This window comes from Clostridioides sp. ES-S-0006-03, from assembly GCF_020662275.1.
Lineage (GTDB): Bacteria > Bacillota > Clostridia > Peptostreptococcales > Peptostreptococcaceae > Clostridioides.
Genome location: NZ_JADGMM010000006.1, coordinates 92,341 through 107,844, shown reverse-complemented (window position 1 = coordinate 107,844; position 15,504 = coordinate 92,341). Strand labels below are relative to the sequence as shown.

General features: G+C 28.2%; 13 protein-coding genes. 2 read left to right on the top strand and 11 right to left on the bottom strand.

Annotated features, from left to right (window positions below):
- Positions 1-115 precede the first annotated feature (115 nt).
- The 3 genes from IR151_RS10180 to IR151_RS10170 all read right to left on the bottom strand — a co-directional run bounded on the left by IR151_RS10180 (position 116) and on the right by IR151_RS10170 (position 4,417).
- Positions 116-1,906 carry an ABC transporter ATP-binding protein gene (locus tag IR151_RS10180; RefSeq protein ID WP_227434416.1) on the bottom strand — a complete coding sequence of 597 codons (1,791 nt, stop codon included), beginning with the start codon at positions 1,904-1,906 and terminating at the stop codon, positions 116-118.
- Positions 1,906-3,633, bottom strand: a complete 1,728-nt coding sequence (locus tag IR151_RS10175) for an ABC transporter ATP-binding protein (protein WP_227434415.1) — start codon at positions 3,631-3,633, stop codon at positions 1,906-1,908. The genes IR151_RS10180 and IR151_RS10175 overlap by 1 nt, the downstream gene beginning before the upstream one ends.
- A gap of 247 nt (positions 3,634-3,880) precedes the next feature.
- On the bottom strand, positions 3,881-4,417 hold the full coding sequence (locus IR151_RS10170; protein WP_227434414.1) for a dihydrofolate reductase family protein: 537 nt from the start codon (positions 4,415-4,417) through the stop codon (positions 3,881-3,883).
- 340 nt (positions 4,418-4,757) lie between these two features.
- Between IR151_RS10170 and IR151_RS10165 the strand changes: the two genes are divergently transcribed.
- On the top strand, positions 4,758-5,870 hold the full coding sequence (locus IR151_RS10165) for an alanine racemase (RefSeq protein ID WP_227434413.1): 1,113 nt from the start codon (positions 4,758-4,760) through the stop codon (positions 5,868-5,870).
- Positions 5,871-6,098: 228 nt separating this feature from the next.
- Here IR151_RS10165 and IR151_RS10160 read toward each other — a convergent pair whose 3' ends face one another.
- The 3 genes from IR151_RS10160 to IR151_RS10150 are packed head-to-tail and all read right to left on the bottom strand — an operon-like array spanning position 6,099 to position 8,444.
- The gene (locus IR151_RS10160) at positions 6,099-6,608 is read right to left on the bottom strand and encodes a nucleoside recognition domain-containing protein (protein WP_227434412.1); all 510 of its coding nucleotides are present in this window, start codon (positions 6,606-6,608) and stop codon (positions 6,099-6,101) included.
- Between the two features lies 1 nt (position 6,609).
- Positions 6,610-7,257, bottom strand: coding sequence for a nucleoside recognition domain-containing protein (locus IR151_RS10155; protein ID WP_227434411.1), 648 nt, complete (start codon positions 7,255-7,257; stop codon positions 6,610-6,612).
- A gap of 14 nt (positions 7,258-7,271) precedes the next feature.
- Complete coding sequence (locus IR151_RS10150; protein ID WP_227434410.1) at positions 7,272-8,444, bottom strand: M20 family metallopeptidase; 1,173 nt, start codon at positions 8,442-8,444, stop codon at positions 7,272-7,274.
- 263 nt (positions 8,445-8,707) lie between these two features.
- Between IR151_RS10150 and IR151_RS10145 the strand changes: the two genes are divergently transcribed.
- Positions 8,708-10,069: a hypothetical protein gene (locus IR151_RS10145; RefSeq protein ID WP_227434409.1), complete on the top strand. Its 1,362-nt coding sequence runs from the start codon at positions 8,708-8,710 to the stop codon at positions 10,067-10,069.
- A 277-nt stretch (positions 10,070-10,346) separates the two neighbouring features.
- Here IR151_RS10145 and IR151_RS10140 read toward each other — a convergent pair whose 3' ends face one another.
- The 5 genes from IR151_RS10140 to bilR form a co-directional block, all read right to left on the bottom strand.
- Positions 10,347-11,204 carry a MerR family transcriptional regulator gene (locus tag IR151_RS10140; protein ID WP_227434408.1) on the bottom strand — a complete coding sequence of 286 codons (858 nt, stop codon included), beginning with the start codon at positions 11,202-11,204 and terminating at the stop codon, positions 10,347-10,349.
- A 371-nt stretch (positions 11,205-11,575) separates the two neighbouring features.
- On the bottom strand, positions 11,576-13,135 hold the full coding sequence (locus IR151_RS10135) for an ABC-F family ATP-binding cassette domain-containing protein (protein WP_227434407.1): 1,560 nt from the start codon (positions 13,133-13,135) through the stop codon (positions 11,576-11,578).
- A 183-nt stretch (positions 13,136-13,318) separates the two neighbouring features.
- Positions 13,319-13,591, bottom strand: coding sequence for a CD3324 family protein (locus IR151_RS10130; RefSeq protein WP_227434406.1), 273 nt, complete (start codon positions 13,589-13,591; stop codon positions 13,319-13,321).
- A gap of 209 nt (positions 13,592-13,800) precedes the next feature.
- Complete coding sequence (bilS, locus tag IR151_RS10125) at positions 13,801-14,331, bottom strand: flavodoxin family protein BilS (protein WP_227434405.1); 531 nt, start codon at positions 14,329-14,331, stop codon at positions 13,801-13,803.
- A 77-nt stretch (positions 14,332-14,408) separates the two neighbouring features.
- Positions 14,409-15,503 carry a bilirubin reductase gene (bilR, locus tag IR151_RS10120; RefSeq protein ID WP_227434404.1) on the bottom strand — a complete coding sequence of 365 codons (1,095 nt, stop codon included), beginning with the start codon at positions 15,501-15,503 and terminating at the stop codon, positions 14,409-14,411.
- Position 15,504: the final 1 nt, after the last annotated feature.

Here is a 15,504-nt window from a genome sequence, read left to right as displayed (position 1 = left end):
TAAGCTTAAATATAAAGAGTATCAGTAAGTTTATTAAAAAATAACTTTGCTGATACTCTTTTCAATTCTAACATTATCAATTTAAATTTTAGCTATTATTCATGCAGATATTTTACTATTCAGATTCTGTATCTGCAAATTGGCTATTATAAAGCTTCTCATAAAATCCGCCTTTTTCCATTAGTTCATCATGATTACCTTGCTCTATAATACTTCCATTATTCATAACCAAAATCAAATCAGCATTACGAATTGTAGAAAGTCTATGTGCTATAACAAAACTAGTTCTACCATTCATAAGATTTCTCATTGCCTTTTGAAGCATCAATTCTAATCTAGTATCAACAGAGCTAGTAGCCTCATCTAATATCAATATTGAAGGGTCTGATATAAAAGCTCTAGCTATAGTTAAAAGTTGTTTTTCTCCCAACGATATATTAGATGCTTCTTCATTTAAAAACATATTGTAGCCATCTGGAAGTGTAGTTATAAAGTGATGTACATTTGCTACTTTTGCTGCTTGTATAATTTCTTCCTTAGTAGCTCCAAATCTACCATATTCTATATTTTCAAAAATAGTACCATTAAATAACCATGTATCTTGAAGTACCATTCCAAACATTGAACGTAAATCTTCACGTCTCATATTTCTGATATCTACTCCATCTACTTTAATAGCTCCTCCCTTTACATCATAAAACCTCATCAATAAGTTTATTAATGTTGTTTTACCTGCTCCAGTAGGACCAACAATAGCTACCATTTGACCACTTTTTATTTCTACATTTAAATCTTCTATTAAAGTCTCACTTTCTCCATATCCAAAATTCACATGTTCAAATGTAACATTTCCTTGTACATTTTCTATCTTAACTGGATTTTCAACATCAGGAGTTTCCTCTTCTTCATCCAAAATTTCAAATACACGCTCTATTGCTGCAAAAGAAGATTGTATTACAGTTGATAATTGTGTCATCTGTGAAAGAGGCTGATTTATTTGCCATATGTAACGTACAAATGCTTGTAAATTTCCAACTGTTATCCCTCCACTCACTGCATATATAGAACCAACTACTGCTACTGCTGCAATTCCAAAATAAGTTACTAATGAAACCATTGGATTCATCATACTTGATATAAATTGTGCCTTAAATCCATTTTCACAAAGTTCTTGATTTACTTTTTTAAATTCTTCTATAGAGTCTTCTTCTTTACCATATAATTTTATTTCATTAAATCCAGTATACATCTCTTGTACTTTTCCATTTAATTTTCCAAGAGCATTTTGTTGTAATGAAAATCGCTTTTGTGATTTTTTTACTATAAACTTAGATACAAAATAACTAATTGGAATTATAAAAAGAGCTATAAATGCCATATATACATTAATTGTAAACATCATAGAAATTGCCAAAATTATTACTAAAATTGAGTTAATAATTTGCATAAAACTCTGTTGTAAGGCATTTGATATTGTATCTACATCATTTGATATACGGCTTAGTACATCTCCAAAACTATTGCTGTCAAAGTAACTAATAGGCAGTTTTCTTATCTTATTTTCTACTTCATTTCTTAAGTCTCTCATAGTATTTTGAATAGCATTTGTAAGTAAAAAACTTGAAGCATACGTAAAAATTGCATTAGCAACATATATACATGCTAAGAGTGCCAAAATTTTTACTACATAGTTAAAATTCACAGATGCTCCTGGTATTCCTTTTGCTATACGAATTACATCTTTAGTTAATTGTGTTATTATTAATCCCTCTGTTTTAGGAGCAATTGCATTCATAGTAGCTGCTAAAATTATACATATAATAGCTATAATAAATGAAAATTTATATTGCTTTACAAATGGAAGAAGTCTACCAATTGTTTTTTTAAAACCTTTAGACTTTTTCATTATTCCAATTCCTCCTTTTTCAACTGAGATGTTGCAATTTCATAGTATATTTCACAATTTTTCAATAATTCCTTATGAGTTCCCATTCCAACAACTTGTCCTTCATTTAGTACTACAATTTTATCAGCATCAATAATTGAGCTGATTCTCTGTGCAACAATCAATACAATTGCATCTTTTGTTTCTTTTTTTAGCTTAGAACGAAGTATTGCATCAGTCTTAAAATCTAATGCAGAGAAGCTATCATCAAATATATATATTTCAGGTTTTCTTATAATAGCTCTGGCAATAGAAAGTCTTTGCTTTTGACCTCCAGATACATTAGCTCCACCTTCACTAATTAATTCATCAAATTTTCTAGGTTTTTTTGATATAAACTCATATGCCTGTGCAACTTTGGCTGAATGTTCTAATTCTGATGTTCCTGCTTTATTTTTACCAAATCTAATATTATTTGCTATACTACCAGTAAAAAGCAATGCCTTCTGAGGTATAAACCCTATCTTTTTTCTTAAAGCCTTTAAGTCATATTCCCTTATATCTACTCCATTTATCTTAATACTACCTTCTGTTACATCATAAAATCTAGGTATCAAGTTAATTAAGGTACTTTTTCCACTACCAGTACTACCTATAAAGGCAACTGTTTCACCAGTCTTTGCAGTAAACGAAATATCTTTAAGCACAGAAGCTTCTCCATCTGGATAAGTAAATGTTACATTGTCAAATTCTATAAGTCCTTTATTTTCAGTATCTTTTACTCCATTTTTAGGATTTTTTATAAGTGGTTCTTCTTCTAAAATTTCCTTTATTCTATTTGCTGAAACTTCTGCTCTTGGATACATGATAAATACCATTGAAAAAAGCATAATTGAAAACATAGCATGGAAAAGATATTCCAAAAATGCAACCAATTGTCCAACTTGAATTTCTCCAATATTTATTTTTTCACTTGAAATCCAAAACACAGCCAAAACAGCTATATTTAATAATAAAAAGAATGCGGGTTGAGTAATTGACATAAGCTTAAACAATTTTTTAGAAACATTAGCATAATATGTATTTGTTTCTTCAAATCTTTTTGTCTCATAGTCATCATTCCCAAATGCTCTGATTACTCTTATTCCCGTTAAATTTTCTCTTGATATAAGGTTTAGTTTATCCAGTCCTTTTTGTTGTTTAGACGATATTGATTGAGAAATTTTTGCTATTACTGCTACTCCAATAATTATAAAAGGAACTGATATAGCTAATACCAAAGAAAGCTCTACACTTGTTCTAATTGTCATGATTATACTTATAATAAACATGACTGGAGTTAATAAAGCTGTTCTAAGAAGTATATTTACAAATTGTTGAATTTGAAATGCATCATTTGTAGTTCTTGTAATCATTGAAGAAATCCCAAATTTATTGTATTCAGTGTGTGAAAATTCTTGAGATTTTTTAAATATATCATTTCTTATATCTCTAGTTACTCCTGTTGATATTTTTGCAGAACAATAACCCAATAATACACTACCTACAACTCCTATAATAGAAATAACAACTATTACTATTCCCATTTGTTTTATGTAAGTTGTGTTTTGATTTGCAATACCATTATCAATTATTTTAGCTATTATTGTTGGTATACCTAATTCAACTAATGCAAAACTAAATATAGCCAGTATATTTAATGCTATTAATAACTTATAATTTTTTAAATAATTTAAAATTAATTTCATATTCTACTCCTTTCTTAATTTTTGAGACAGTGTAATTATTATGTAGTAATGCCAAGCTTATGAATACTTGCTTTTATAAAAAAAGGAGAAAAGAGTTAGTGCACTCTCTTCTCCAGCATATTCTTTTTAATACACCCTCCGATAAGTCGCTTCTATGTTACCATATTTGACAAGTAATGTCAATTTATATATAATTTAAGCTTTTAAATACTTTATTTTATAAAATGATAACAAGCCAGCACATACTTTATACTTGTTTTTTACTATATTCTAATTTTACAAGTTGTTCTATATTACTAACCTTTTTAAGATTTAAGTTTGTTCTCTGTATTCCAGCTTTAAATAATGGAATTCCTCTACCTAATATTATTGGCAATACATATACAAAATAATCATCAATTAGATTATCTTTTGTAAATAATTCTACTATTTCACTTCCTCCAATTATCCAGATATCTTTCCCATTTTTCTCTGCTCTAATTTGCTCAATTAGTTTTTTAGGTTCCAAATTGGTATACTTTACATTTTCATTAACTCCACTAGTAGTCTTTGAATACACATAACATTCTTTCCCTTTATAAAACCATTCATTTGGGCTTAGTTCATTTATTATTTGTGTATATGTTGAATTTCCCATAATAACTGTATCAATTGTATCGTAAAAAGTATTATAATCTTCCTGTTGAGAATCTGAAGCTACTTCATCTAAAAAAGCTACACTACCATCTTCTTCTGCTATATAACCATCTAAACTCATTGCAATATAAAGTACCACTTTTCTCATATTTGCTACCTCCAAAATTTATAATATAAGTTTTTTATGCTGAAATAAAATTTTCACTTATTTAAAATACCCTATTAAATAAAACTCAAACAGTTTTAAGTAAAACCACAAAAATAAAACATTATTATATATACAGTTTAATAGTTACATAATTTGATAACCAATAAATATATTGAAAATTCTAATTAATCTAAATAAATATTGCTCTAACCTCATACTGGTTCTATAATATAATTAGAAGATATTTATATTATAAAATTAATCTTATCATAATATTTATTAATATCGTAAAATTAAGACCTGTGATTGATTTTATTTTTATTGAAAGGTGGTAAACAATATGAAAATTTCAGAAATTGCTACACCAAGCTTTTTACTAGATTTAGACCAGTTAGAAGAAAATATAAATACAATACAAGAAATTTGTACAAAGAATAACAAACAGCTTTGGCCTATGCTTAAAACTCATAAAAGTACATATATTGCAAAACTTCAAAAAGATACAGGTGCTACTGGATTTCTTGTTGGAACTCTTGATGAAGCTGAAGCTTTGATAAATGCTGGCTTTAAAGATATTATGTTGGCTTACCCTTACATGGGAGATGCAAATATAAATAGGGTAGTAACCATGGCTTCAAAAATAAATTTAATATGTGCTACAGATAATATAGAATGTGCAAGAGCTTACAGCAAGGCTTTTTCTCTAGCTAAAATTGAATGTAAACTACTTCTTATTGTAGATTGCGGATTACACCGTTTTGGTGTTAAACCAGAAAAAGTAGTAGAACTTGCTATTGAAATTTCAAAACTAGAAAGTATAAAGATTGTTGGAATAAGCTCACATCCAGGTCAAGTATACGGTTGCAGTTCTCCAGAAGGTGTACCAGATGTTTGTGTTCAAGAAAATTCTGCTATGGAAAAAGCATCTAAATTATTAACTGATAATGGATTTAATATAGATATTGTAGCTTCTGGAAGCACTCCAACAGTTGAAACTGAAGCTACTTCTAAAACTATCACTGCTGTAAGACCTGGAAACTATGTATATTATGATGCTATACAAATAGCTTTAGGATGTGCTACTGAAAAGATGTGTGCTCTTACTGTTGTATGTACTGTAATATCAAAAAATAGTGATGGATATTATTTAGTTGATTGTGGAAGTAAATGCCTTGGACTAGATAAGGGTGCTCATGGAAATAGTAGTATTGTTGGCTATGGTATAGTTTGTGGACATCCAGAACTTATTATTGATTCACTTTCAGAAGAAGTTGGCAAAATTAAAGTAAATGGAAAAACTAATATAAAAATAGGTGATAGGATAAGAATCATACCTAACCACTCTTGTTCTACTGCAAACTTAACAAGTAATTTACTAGGCTTTAGAGGAGATACAATAGAAAAAGTCATTGAAGTAGATATACGTGAAAATTCAAAACATATTGTACTTTAAAAATAAAATCATAATAAATTTATATTGATATTAACTAAAAATGAATTTAATTTATTGTTGATTTAAAGATATTAAAACAAAACATAGAAAGTTTTAAAAAAAAGCTCTAAAAACATAGAAAATCTAAAAGAAGTTTACTACTATACTAGTAAACTTCTTTTTTAATTAACATATCATTTTTTAATTAGTACATCATCATGACATTATTATGTTAGTTTTATTTAATTTTTACATTAATCCCATAAAAGTAAGTAAAACTCTAACTATCAACATACCTACCACTGCATCAAATATAGGAACTGCTAATAGTAACATTCTATACTTAGTGCTAGTATTAGCTACAAGAACTATTCTAGCGTAATGACCAACTAGAGTACCCATTAACATACATGGCATAATCAAAATAGTTGCTTGTGATGCTGCAATTATACCTTGCGCAAATAAATTTGCGGCTGTAGCTGCTCCTGCTGCCTTAGCAAAGAAAGCCGCTATCAAAACTACGACTGATTCTCCAGGTAGTCCAAAAATCCCCATTACTGGACCAAAAACATTTCCTAAAATATCAACTATACCAGTCAATTGTAGAAATTGTACTATTACATACCCCATTATCATGGCTGGCAATATTTGTTCAACACCTATGTAAAAACCTTTTTTTGCGCCTCCCATAAATGTTTCAACAACAGTTTTTTTTGGTTTACTATTTACAATTGTACTTCCAGTATTTTGTTGACTCATATTACGCAGCCTCCTTATTTTTATTCTTTTTATTTTTTATATTTATAATTAGTCTAACTAGATTGGCACCAAGTATCTTACAGAATATCTCTATAAGTATTATTGGACCTAATGCCAATAATGCTATTGGCAAAAGTGGAGCTTGAGTATTTATTGTATTTAATATAACTGCTGAACCAGCATATTGATAAGCTACAAATATAGTTCTTTCATCATCCGTTATTTCTCCGCTTTCACATAATTCTTTTGTCATTATTGAGGCTACATCTGAACTAGTAAATGAAGATACAAATGCTATACCCGCTATTCCAGGTATCCCAAGTAAAGGTTTAAGTAATGGATTAAATATTTTTGATGCAGCTTTCATCCCTCCCATAGATTCAACTACATCAATAAGTCCTACAGCAAAACACACAGTTGGTATTAAAGTAAGTGCAAATAAAAAACCATCCTTTGCACCAGTTCCACCCTTTCCCATAAAGTCTACGCCATCTGAAATAGTACCAAATGAGCCAGTTAAGTTAGCAAAGTCTAAAGCTTTTAGAAATCCTTGACTCTCCTTAAAAATACCAGAAAATAGTATTATCAATACAAATAAAGACATATATCCTTTCCATGTTACCTTATTATCTCCAGCTGTTGTATCCATATAAAATCCCCCTTTTATATATCAAATTTATCTAAATTTAAAACAATTGTAGAAATCAATTTTACCCTTTCAAACATAGAATCTACTAATGCATATTCTCTTGAGGTATGATTCCATTCTCCTTTTACTCCAAAAGAACATATCGCAGGAACGTTTGCAATAGTTAAATAGCTAGCATCTGAACTTCCTCCAAGTCTCTTAGAATTTATTTCACCAAACCCATTTTCTTTTGATACTGTATTTACAAATTTGTGAAACTTCATAACATCCTCTGTAGTTTCAAATGGCATCATTTCACTTACAAAATCAACATGTGTAGAGGTTCCTTCTATGTAAGTATCTTCACATATTTCTTGAATTCTTTTTTTAACATTCTCCATTTCTTCTACTTTTTCAAATCTAAGGTCTACTTCTATACTACAATCTTCAGGAATAGAATTTGATACTCTTCCTCCTTTAATTATACTTACACTTGCTGTAGTCCCAACTTCAAGATTAGTCAATTTTTGTATTTGTAATATCTTATTAGCCATTTCTTCTATTGCATTTCTTCCACCTTCAAAATCATTTCCTGCATGTGTTTCTACACCTTTTACATTTATATTACACCCGATTCTTCCTTTTCTACCTACACATAAGCTATTATCTACCAACCCAGTTTCCATATTAAATGCACATAGACCACCTTTTGCTTCTTTTAATATAATGTCTCCTCCGTTTGAATCCTTATGTCCTATCTCTTCATCACCTGAAAAGACTATTTTTATTGGTCTATCTTTGTATCCTATCTTATTTAAAGCCTTGATAACGTATAAAGAAATTACTATTCCACCTTTCATATCTAACACACCTGGCCCATATGCTTTTCCTTCCATTATTTTAAATGGATTTTCTCCAAATGTACCTATTTCAAAGACAGTATCCATATGCCCTGAAAAAATTATTGGTTTCTTATTTCTGTTAGAACCAAGTGTACCTATTAATGTACTGCCATTATTTCCAGCATCTATTAAATCACAATCTAATCCTTCTTTTTCAAACTCACATTTTAATCTCTCAGCCAATTTATTTACACTCTCTTTACAGTTTGTATAGCTTTCAATATTAACAATCTCTTTCCACAGTGAAATTATTTCTTCTCTATTCTCGTCAACAAATTTAGAAATCTCCTTTAAATATGTAATCATAATAATCTCCTTTATTTTTGAATAAAATTTTTTTCCTAAAAGCTGAGTTTATACTTTAGGAAATTCTAAAAGACTAGTCCTTAATTACAAAATAACACAATTATTTTCATCAGTCAACATTTTTTCAGTATATTTTTTATTTTCTGATTTTTCTTTTAATTATTACTTTGTAAAATAAATTGACGCTTTTTATCTACTATTATAAAATGAGGTTATAAATTGATAATTAGTTACAATACTTTCGAAATTTTAAAGGAGGTTTTATGAAATATAAGATTGGCTTTTTAACAACATCTTATTTTATGGCAGATAACTTTAAACAAGCTCTCGAAGAATTAAAAGATATTTGCGAAATTACATACATTGAACTAAAAGGCGAAAATCCTTTTAGTAATTTGCCAAATATATATAATGAACAAGTAGATAATTTTGATGGATTTGTTTGTAGTGGTCTAATTCCATATAGTGAGCTTATAATAAATATAGAGGATATAAAGGTCCCATTAAGTTTCTTAAAGCTTGATGAAAGAGATTTTTATAAATACTTATTTAAACTATTAAATAGTAAAAGAGAGATTGATTTTACAAAATCATTTATTGATTTTTTAAGAGAAGATAATAACTATTATGACATCTATTCATTGATAGATTCTAAAAACTGTCCATATACAATTAGAGATTTCAATATTCCTCAACCTGTATATGACTTTAAAAAATTAAATGATAAATTATTGGAGATACACTTAGATTTATTAAAAAATAATAAGATTAACCTTTCTATTACTAGAAATTATATAATTAATTGTGAATTAAATAGACTTGGATATGATTGTATTTATATGGTGCCATCTACTGAATCAATCTTAAACACATTTAAATCTGTAATAAACGAAATAACATTAAAAAATTTAGATAAAAATAAATCTGCAACTTGTATAGTCACAATAAATAGCTCAGAGTATATAAATGATGACCTAATATTTAAAAATGATGAGATACAAAATCAAATATACAATACTATCTTAAATTCTTTATCAAGAAATGGGTTCTATGGAGTTCAAGTCAAAAAAAATGACATGAAAATAGAAATACATACTACTAAAGAAATGCTAAATAATATGACTAAGGATTATACAGAATTTTTTATTTCAGAAGACTTAAAAGAAATCAAGTATAGCTTAAATATTGGTTGGGGAATTGGCAACACAAATATTCATGCAGAACAGAACGCTCGTCAGGCAAATAGTAAATCAGCTTCTCTAGGTGGAAATTGTACGTTTATAGTAAATGACACTAATAATATAATAGGACCTTTATATTCAAATAAAAATTCTAATGACCTGGAAGAAAGTTCAATAGCTAATAAAGTTGCTTCTTTCATTCCTTTATCTAATGTAAATGTATCTAAAATTATGAGTATGATTAATGATAGAAATTCAAATAATGTATCAGCAGAAATATTATCAGACTATATGAATATAACTCTTAGAAGTGCAAATAGAATCCTAAGTATCTTATATAAGGCTGGTATTGCAACTATTGTAAACACAAAACTGGATAATCAAAGAGGTAGACCACGAAAAATATACAAAGTTGATTTCTTAGCTTTTTTAGATAATATGTAGAGAGATAACATGTAGAGATTGAAGTCTGAATTATTAGCTTTTCCAATAAAAATAATAATTTTCCACTGATTCTCAATAAGCAAAGTTTTTAAATATGAATATACAAAATGCCAGAATCCTCATAAACACTATATTTTTATCAACTCTGGCATTCTTTTTTATTTCGCTATCAAAATTTAAACAAATGATGCTAAAGTAAGCTTTTACTTTTATCTTACTTCATCAACATGGAAAATGTACCTTAGCACGTACCCTAAATTCTTTATGGAAAGTAAGTTCACTCCTTACTCATTTTTTGAGAGTTGCTTGTTTTTTGGTATATTTTATTCCATCCTACTAGTAATAAAATCATAAATACACAGGTATCTACAAAAAGAATAACGGTAACGTTCTTGACAATATTGTAGACAAAAAATATTGAGAATACTTCTACGGATAAAGCTACAAAACATAAAAAGTTCGTCAAATAATCTGCAATAGTATCACTATAGAAAGCTCGTATTTGTAACCATCTACATGTAAATGGACGTAAAATAAATCTGAATACAACACAAATAATTGGATAAGCATAAATAAATTTTTTATCTACACTATTGGCTACACCATTATTCCATTGCACAGGAATTTGAGTTGGCAGTTTTGGAAATGCTATGATTGCAATCAGTAAACAAGCAATGGTTATAATTCCCCATGTAATATTTCCTCCCCACATATATAAGAAACTTACAGAGTCCAGTTTTAAAGTATGTTTATTTTCATTCCAATATTCTGGTATCTCAGTTATATATTCTTCTACTTTTAAATTTAGATAACTTAGTTCATTAAATTTAAGCATTTTTTCACACATAGTTTTTGCATTTTCCAAATCATATATTTGAGTTTTGAGAACTTGTTCCTGTTTTTCAACAATCTCATATAAAGATATTTGCTGAAGTATAATATTACGAATATCATCAATAGAAATCCCTAATGTACGTAAATATGCAATTTTTTTGATGTCCTCTATATTTTCATCTGAATACTCTCTATAACCATTACTCTCATTACGAATGGGCTGAATTAGCATTTCTTTCTCATAAAATCGAATATTAGAACGTGTTAGTCCAGTTTTTTCTTCAACTTCTTTAATTATCATTTTTAAACACCACCTTTCGATTTATTGAATTACCTAATATCTTTCTTTTTTATTACTCTAAGTCTTCTTTAATGTTTTATTTCATTATTTTATTCGCCAATATTCCATTATCAATAATACCACACTTTGTAATAATCTCCTCCTTGTGTGTATCTAAAACTGCTTGATTATTATATAAGATACAGTATAAACATGGTTTACAGTCAAGTATTTTTATCATTTTTTTGATTCTATTAAAAAAGGCATCGCAAATAAATGCCATGCCTTTCTATTAATTTAGTCTTTTCATATCTTTCTCAGTCCAAAAGTCAAATTAGCCTGTCTTATATTAAAATTGATAAAAGATATAACAAGTCGTATAAGATTTTCTATCATATTAAATAATTAATTGCCCACTTCTCACAATCCCAAATTTTATTAACTATATCATTATAAAACTCTGGCTCATGGCAGACTAAAATTATACTGCCTTCATATGATATTAAAGCTTTTTTTAGTTCTTCCTTTGCTTCAGAATCTAAGTGGTTTGTTGGCTCATCTAGTATTAATATATTACTAGGATTATTTATAAGTTTACATAACCTTACTTTAGCTTGTTCTCCACCACTTAATATAGAAAGCTTGCTTTCTATATGTTGATTAGTCAAACCACATCTTGATAGCATTTTTCTTATTTCATATCTTGTGTATGTTGGAAATTCATACCACACCTCATCAATAAGTTTTTTATCACTTATTTCTTTAACTTCCTGTTCAAAATATCCAACATTTTGTTCTTCTCCTACTTCAATACTTCCACTTATTGGTTTATTTATTCCAATCAAGCTTTTTAATAAGGTTGATTTTCCTATGCCATTTGCACCTATTAAAGCTACCTTTTCTCCTCTTTCCATAATTAAATTTATAGGTTTACTTAATGCTGTTTCATATCCTATAACTAAGTTCTTAGCTTCAAATATCATTTTCCCAGATTTTTTGGATATTTTAAAGTCAAAGTGAGGTCTTACTTTTTCCTTTGATATACTTATTCTTTCTATTTTATCTAATTTTTTCTGTCTTGATTTTGCCATCTTACTGGTTGATGCTCTAACTTTATTTTTTGCAATATATTCTTCTAACTTTGATATTTCTCTAATTTGTTTTTCTTGAGCTATTCTTAAATTTCTCTTGTTTTCTTTATACATCTTTTGAAAATTTTCATAATTACCAATATATCTTGTCAATGTCATATTTTCAAGATGACACACTACATTCACAACACTATTTAAAAACTCCAAATCATGTGATATCAATATGAATGCATTTTCATAATTTTGAAGATATTTTCTTAACCATTCTATATGTTCTTCATCCAAATAGTTTGTAGGTTCATCTAAAAGCAATATATCTGGTTCATCTAACAATAATTTGCCTAATAATACCTTTGTTCTTTGACCTCCACTCAATTCTGAAACATCTCTATCAAGTCCAATATGTCTAAACCCAAGACCTAGGGCAATTGAATCTATCTTTGAATCAATATTGTAAAATTCATTGTTATTTAAAAATTCTTGTATATTTGCAACTTTTTCAAGAGACTTATTTATCTCATGTTCATTCATTTCTCCCATTTTACTGTATATGCTATTCATTTCACTTTCCATATAAAAAAGTTCCTTAAAAGATTCTCTTAAAATATCTTTTATTGTATTACCTTTTTCTAGTTTAGTGTGTTGATCCATATATCCAACTCTTACTTTACTACTCCATTGTATATCACCACTATCTGGAATTAGCTGACCTGTTATTATATTCATAAATGTAGATTTTCCCTCGCCATTTTTTCCAACAAGACCTACATGCTCTCCTCTTAACAATCTAAAAGATATGTCTTTAAATAATGTTCTATCTCCAAATCCATAACTTATATTATTTACATTTAAAATACTCATTGTTCTATTCCTCTTCTTAAAATTTAGAAATTCCTCAATAAAATCATATCATTTAAATAGATTATCCCTCAAGTTCATAAACAAACCTGTACTAATTTTGTACGAAAAAAGAGACTTTGTTAAAAAGTCTCTTCTTAATTTTTTGTTATATAAATCTATCTTTAGAACATTAATATTCTATTTTCAATCACTTTTTTCTTCTCTGATTATTCGTCTTATACTATGCTCCGTTAAATAGTAGTCTTTTGTAAGTTCTTTAACAGAAATACCTTTATTGTACTTATCAAGTATTTCCCTATTTCTTTCTTTCAAGATATTTCTTGAACCACTATTTTCGCCCCAAGCTTTTTTATTTTCAGACTTTCGTGGTATATATAAATAACTACCATCTGTATACTCTTGAATTAATTCAAGTATCTCTTCTGGCAATATATTTTGTGCTTTTTCATACTTCATAATACTCTGCTCCCATCTACATTTTTAATTGTAAATAAAAGCAAAGACTGCACAAAAACAATTTAGCCTAAATATTATCTTTATCTATTAGGCTCTAAACAAAGTTTTATTGCAATTGTATTTTGCAGTCTTTGCTTAGAGCCAACTGAAATTATAATATCGTTACTCTCTTTCATATTGCAAACTCCCTTTCTATCTAATTTAAACTATTACATATCACTAACTTTAGCCATTATATCTTTTGTAAATCTAACAGCTTCAGATACATCTTGCTCATCTGGATGACTTTGAGACTCTTCATGACCTTTTAATTGCTCACGAATATGTTCATTTTCAGGATGAAGCTTTAGCATTTCTTCATATTTTACCTTTAAACCTTCTGCAATCTTTCCTTGGCATATAAATGACCCAACTATTTCATTATCTTTCGAAAAGACATCTTTCACTTTGTCCATAATGTTAATTCCATAGTTACCCTTTGTATTTGCTCCCATTGTTCCAAATAAAGCTAGCTTTTTGTTGTGAATATTTTCAAAGACTAGTTTTGAATTTTTATCACAAATACCCTTATCTACCCAATATCCCAAGAATATTATATCATATTTTTCATAGTCAACATTATTATCAGTTACTTCACTGATATTTTTAATTTCTTTTTCGCCTTGCATTGCATCATATATAGATTGAGCAATTTTTTTAGTATTTCCAGTTAAACTTGAATATAAAATTAAACTTTTCATGATATATCCTCCTATATGTTAAGTATTTATCTAAAATTTCTTAATACCATTAAATTTTCAATTACTATAAGATTTTATTAATCTAATATACAACCAAATTGAGAATGTGTCTGTAATGCATCTGCACATTTTTTATTGCAGTAGCAACACTTCTTGATATCATCTACTCTTTCCTCTCTTACTTTCTGCAACCAATCACTGTCTGCCAATAGTTGTCTCGACATAGCAACCATATCTACTCTGTTATTTGATATAACACTTTCTATGAAGTCTGGACTAGATAGCTTGCCAACACCACAAACTGGAAGGTTTGTGTGTTTTTTAACTTCATCAGCTAAATACAAAAAGCATCCTTCATCTTTAAAATAAGGATGATTATTAACTGGTATGGTGTCTTCTAATTTGGAATGATTTGCTAATGTTACATGAAAACTATTTACTCCAAGTGATTCAAATTTTTTTACAAAATGCTCTACTTCAGAAAATAAAACTCCTGCATTGCCATAATGAGGATTTTCTTGTCTAATTGCAAGTTTATAGTCTATTGGAACATCCTTTATATTATTACGAATACTACTAATTATTTCACTTGCAAATCTACTTCTATTATCATAACTTCCACCATATTCATCAGTTCTACTGTTGTATATACTGGATGAAAAGCTTCCTATAAGTCTATCTCCATGAATTTGAATCATATCAAATCCTGCTTTTTTTGCATTCAATGCTGTTACTCTAAACAACTCTATAATATTTTTTATTTCTTCTTTTGTCATATTTGTTACATAATCCTTTACTCCATCATCCATAATTTTTTTTATTTCGTCATGTGAAGTAATTCCCGATTTCATAGTATTTCTGATTAAATTTATGTCATAATCTGAACAAAATATTTGTGCTGAAACTTTCGCCCCTGAATCATGTATTGCATCTACAATTTTTTTATACTCTCTAATTCCATCTTCATTGGATAAGCTTAAAGCCATTTTATGAAAACTAGGTCTAACTGATACATCTCCTATAGTAACTAAAGCTACTCCTGATTTAGCAATTTTACAAAGCTTGTTAATTCGTTCTTCCAGATTAAGACCCATACTTGTAGGTGCAAAAGATACTCTATTTTTTAATTCTAAGTTTCCAATTTTAATTGACTTTAATAAGTTGCTATACATC

Bases quoted from the DNA above. Each gene is read 5' to 3' on its own strand.
- IR151_RS10150 (WP_227434410.1), bottom strand. From the start codon at position 8,444: ATGATTACATATTTAAAGGAGATTTCTAAATTTGTTGACGAGAATAGA.
- IR151_RS10165 (WP_227434413.1), top strand. From the start codon at position 4,758: ATGAAAATTTCAGAAATTGCTACACCAAGCTTTTTACTAGATTTAGAC.
- IR151_RS10160 (WP_227434412.1), bottom strand. From the start codon at position 6,608: ATGAGTCAACAAAATACTGGAAGTACAATTGTAAATAGTAAACCAAAA.
- IR151_RS10130 (WP_227434406.1), bottom strand. From the start codon at position 13,591: ATGAAGTATGAAAAAGCACAAAATATATTGCCAGAAGAGATACTTGAA.
- IR151_RS10170 (WP_227434414.1), bottom strand. From the start codon at position 4,417: ATGAGAAAAGTGGTACTTTATATTGCAATGAGTTTAGATGGTTATATA.
- bilS (WP_227434405.1), bottom strand. From the start codon at position 14,331: ATGAAAAGTTTAATTTTATATTCAAGTTTAACTGGAAATACTAAAAAA.
- IR151_RS10135 (WP_227434407.1), bottom strand. From the start codon at position 13,135: ATGAGTATTTTAAATGTAAATAATATAAGTTATGGATTTGGAGATAGA.
- IR151_RS10145 (WP_227434409.1), top strand. From the start codon at position 8,708: ATGAAATATAAGATTGGCTTTTTAACAACATCTTATTTTATGGCAGAT.
- IR151_RS10175 (WP_227434415.1), bottom strand. From the start codon at position 3,633: ATGAAATTAATTTTAAATTATTTAAAAAATTATAAGTTATTAATAGCA.
- IR151_RS10180 (WP_227434416.1), bottom strand. From the start codon at position 1,906: ATGAAAAAGTCTAAAGGTTTTAAAAAAACAATTGGTAGACTTCTTCCA.
- IR151_RS10155 (WP_227434411.1), bottom strand. From the start codon at position 7,257: ATGGATACAACAGCTGGAGATAATAAGGTAACATGGAAAGGATATATG.
- bilR (WP_227434404.1), bottom strand. From the start codon at position 15,503: ATGTATAGCAACTTATTAAAGTCAATTAAAATTGGAAACTTAGAATTA.
- IR151_RS10140 (WP_227434408.1), bottom strand. From the start codon at position 11,204: ATGATAATTAAAGAAGTTGAAGAAAAAACTGGACTAACACGTTCTAAT.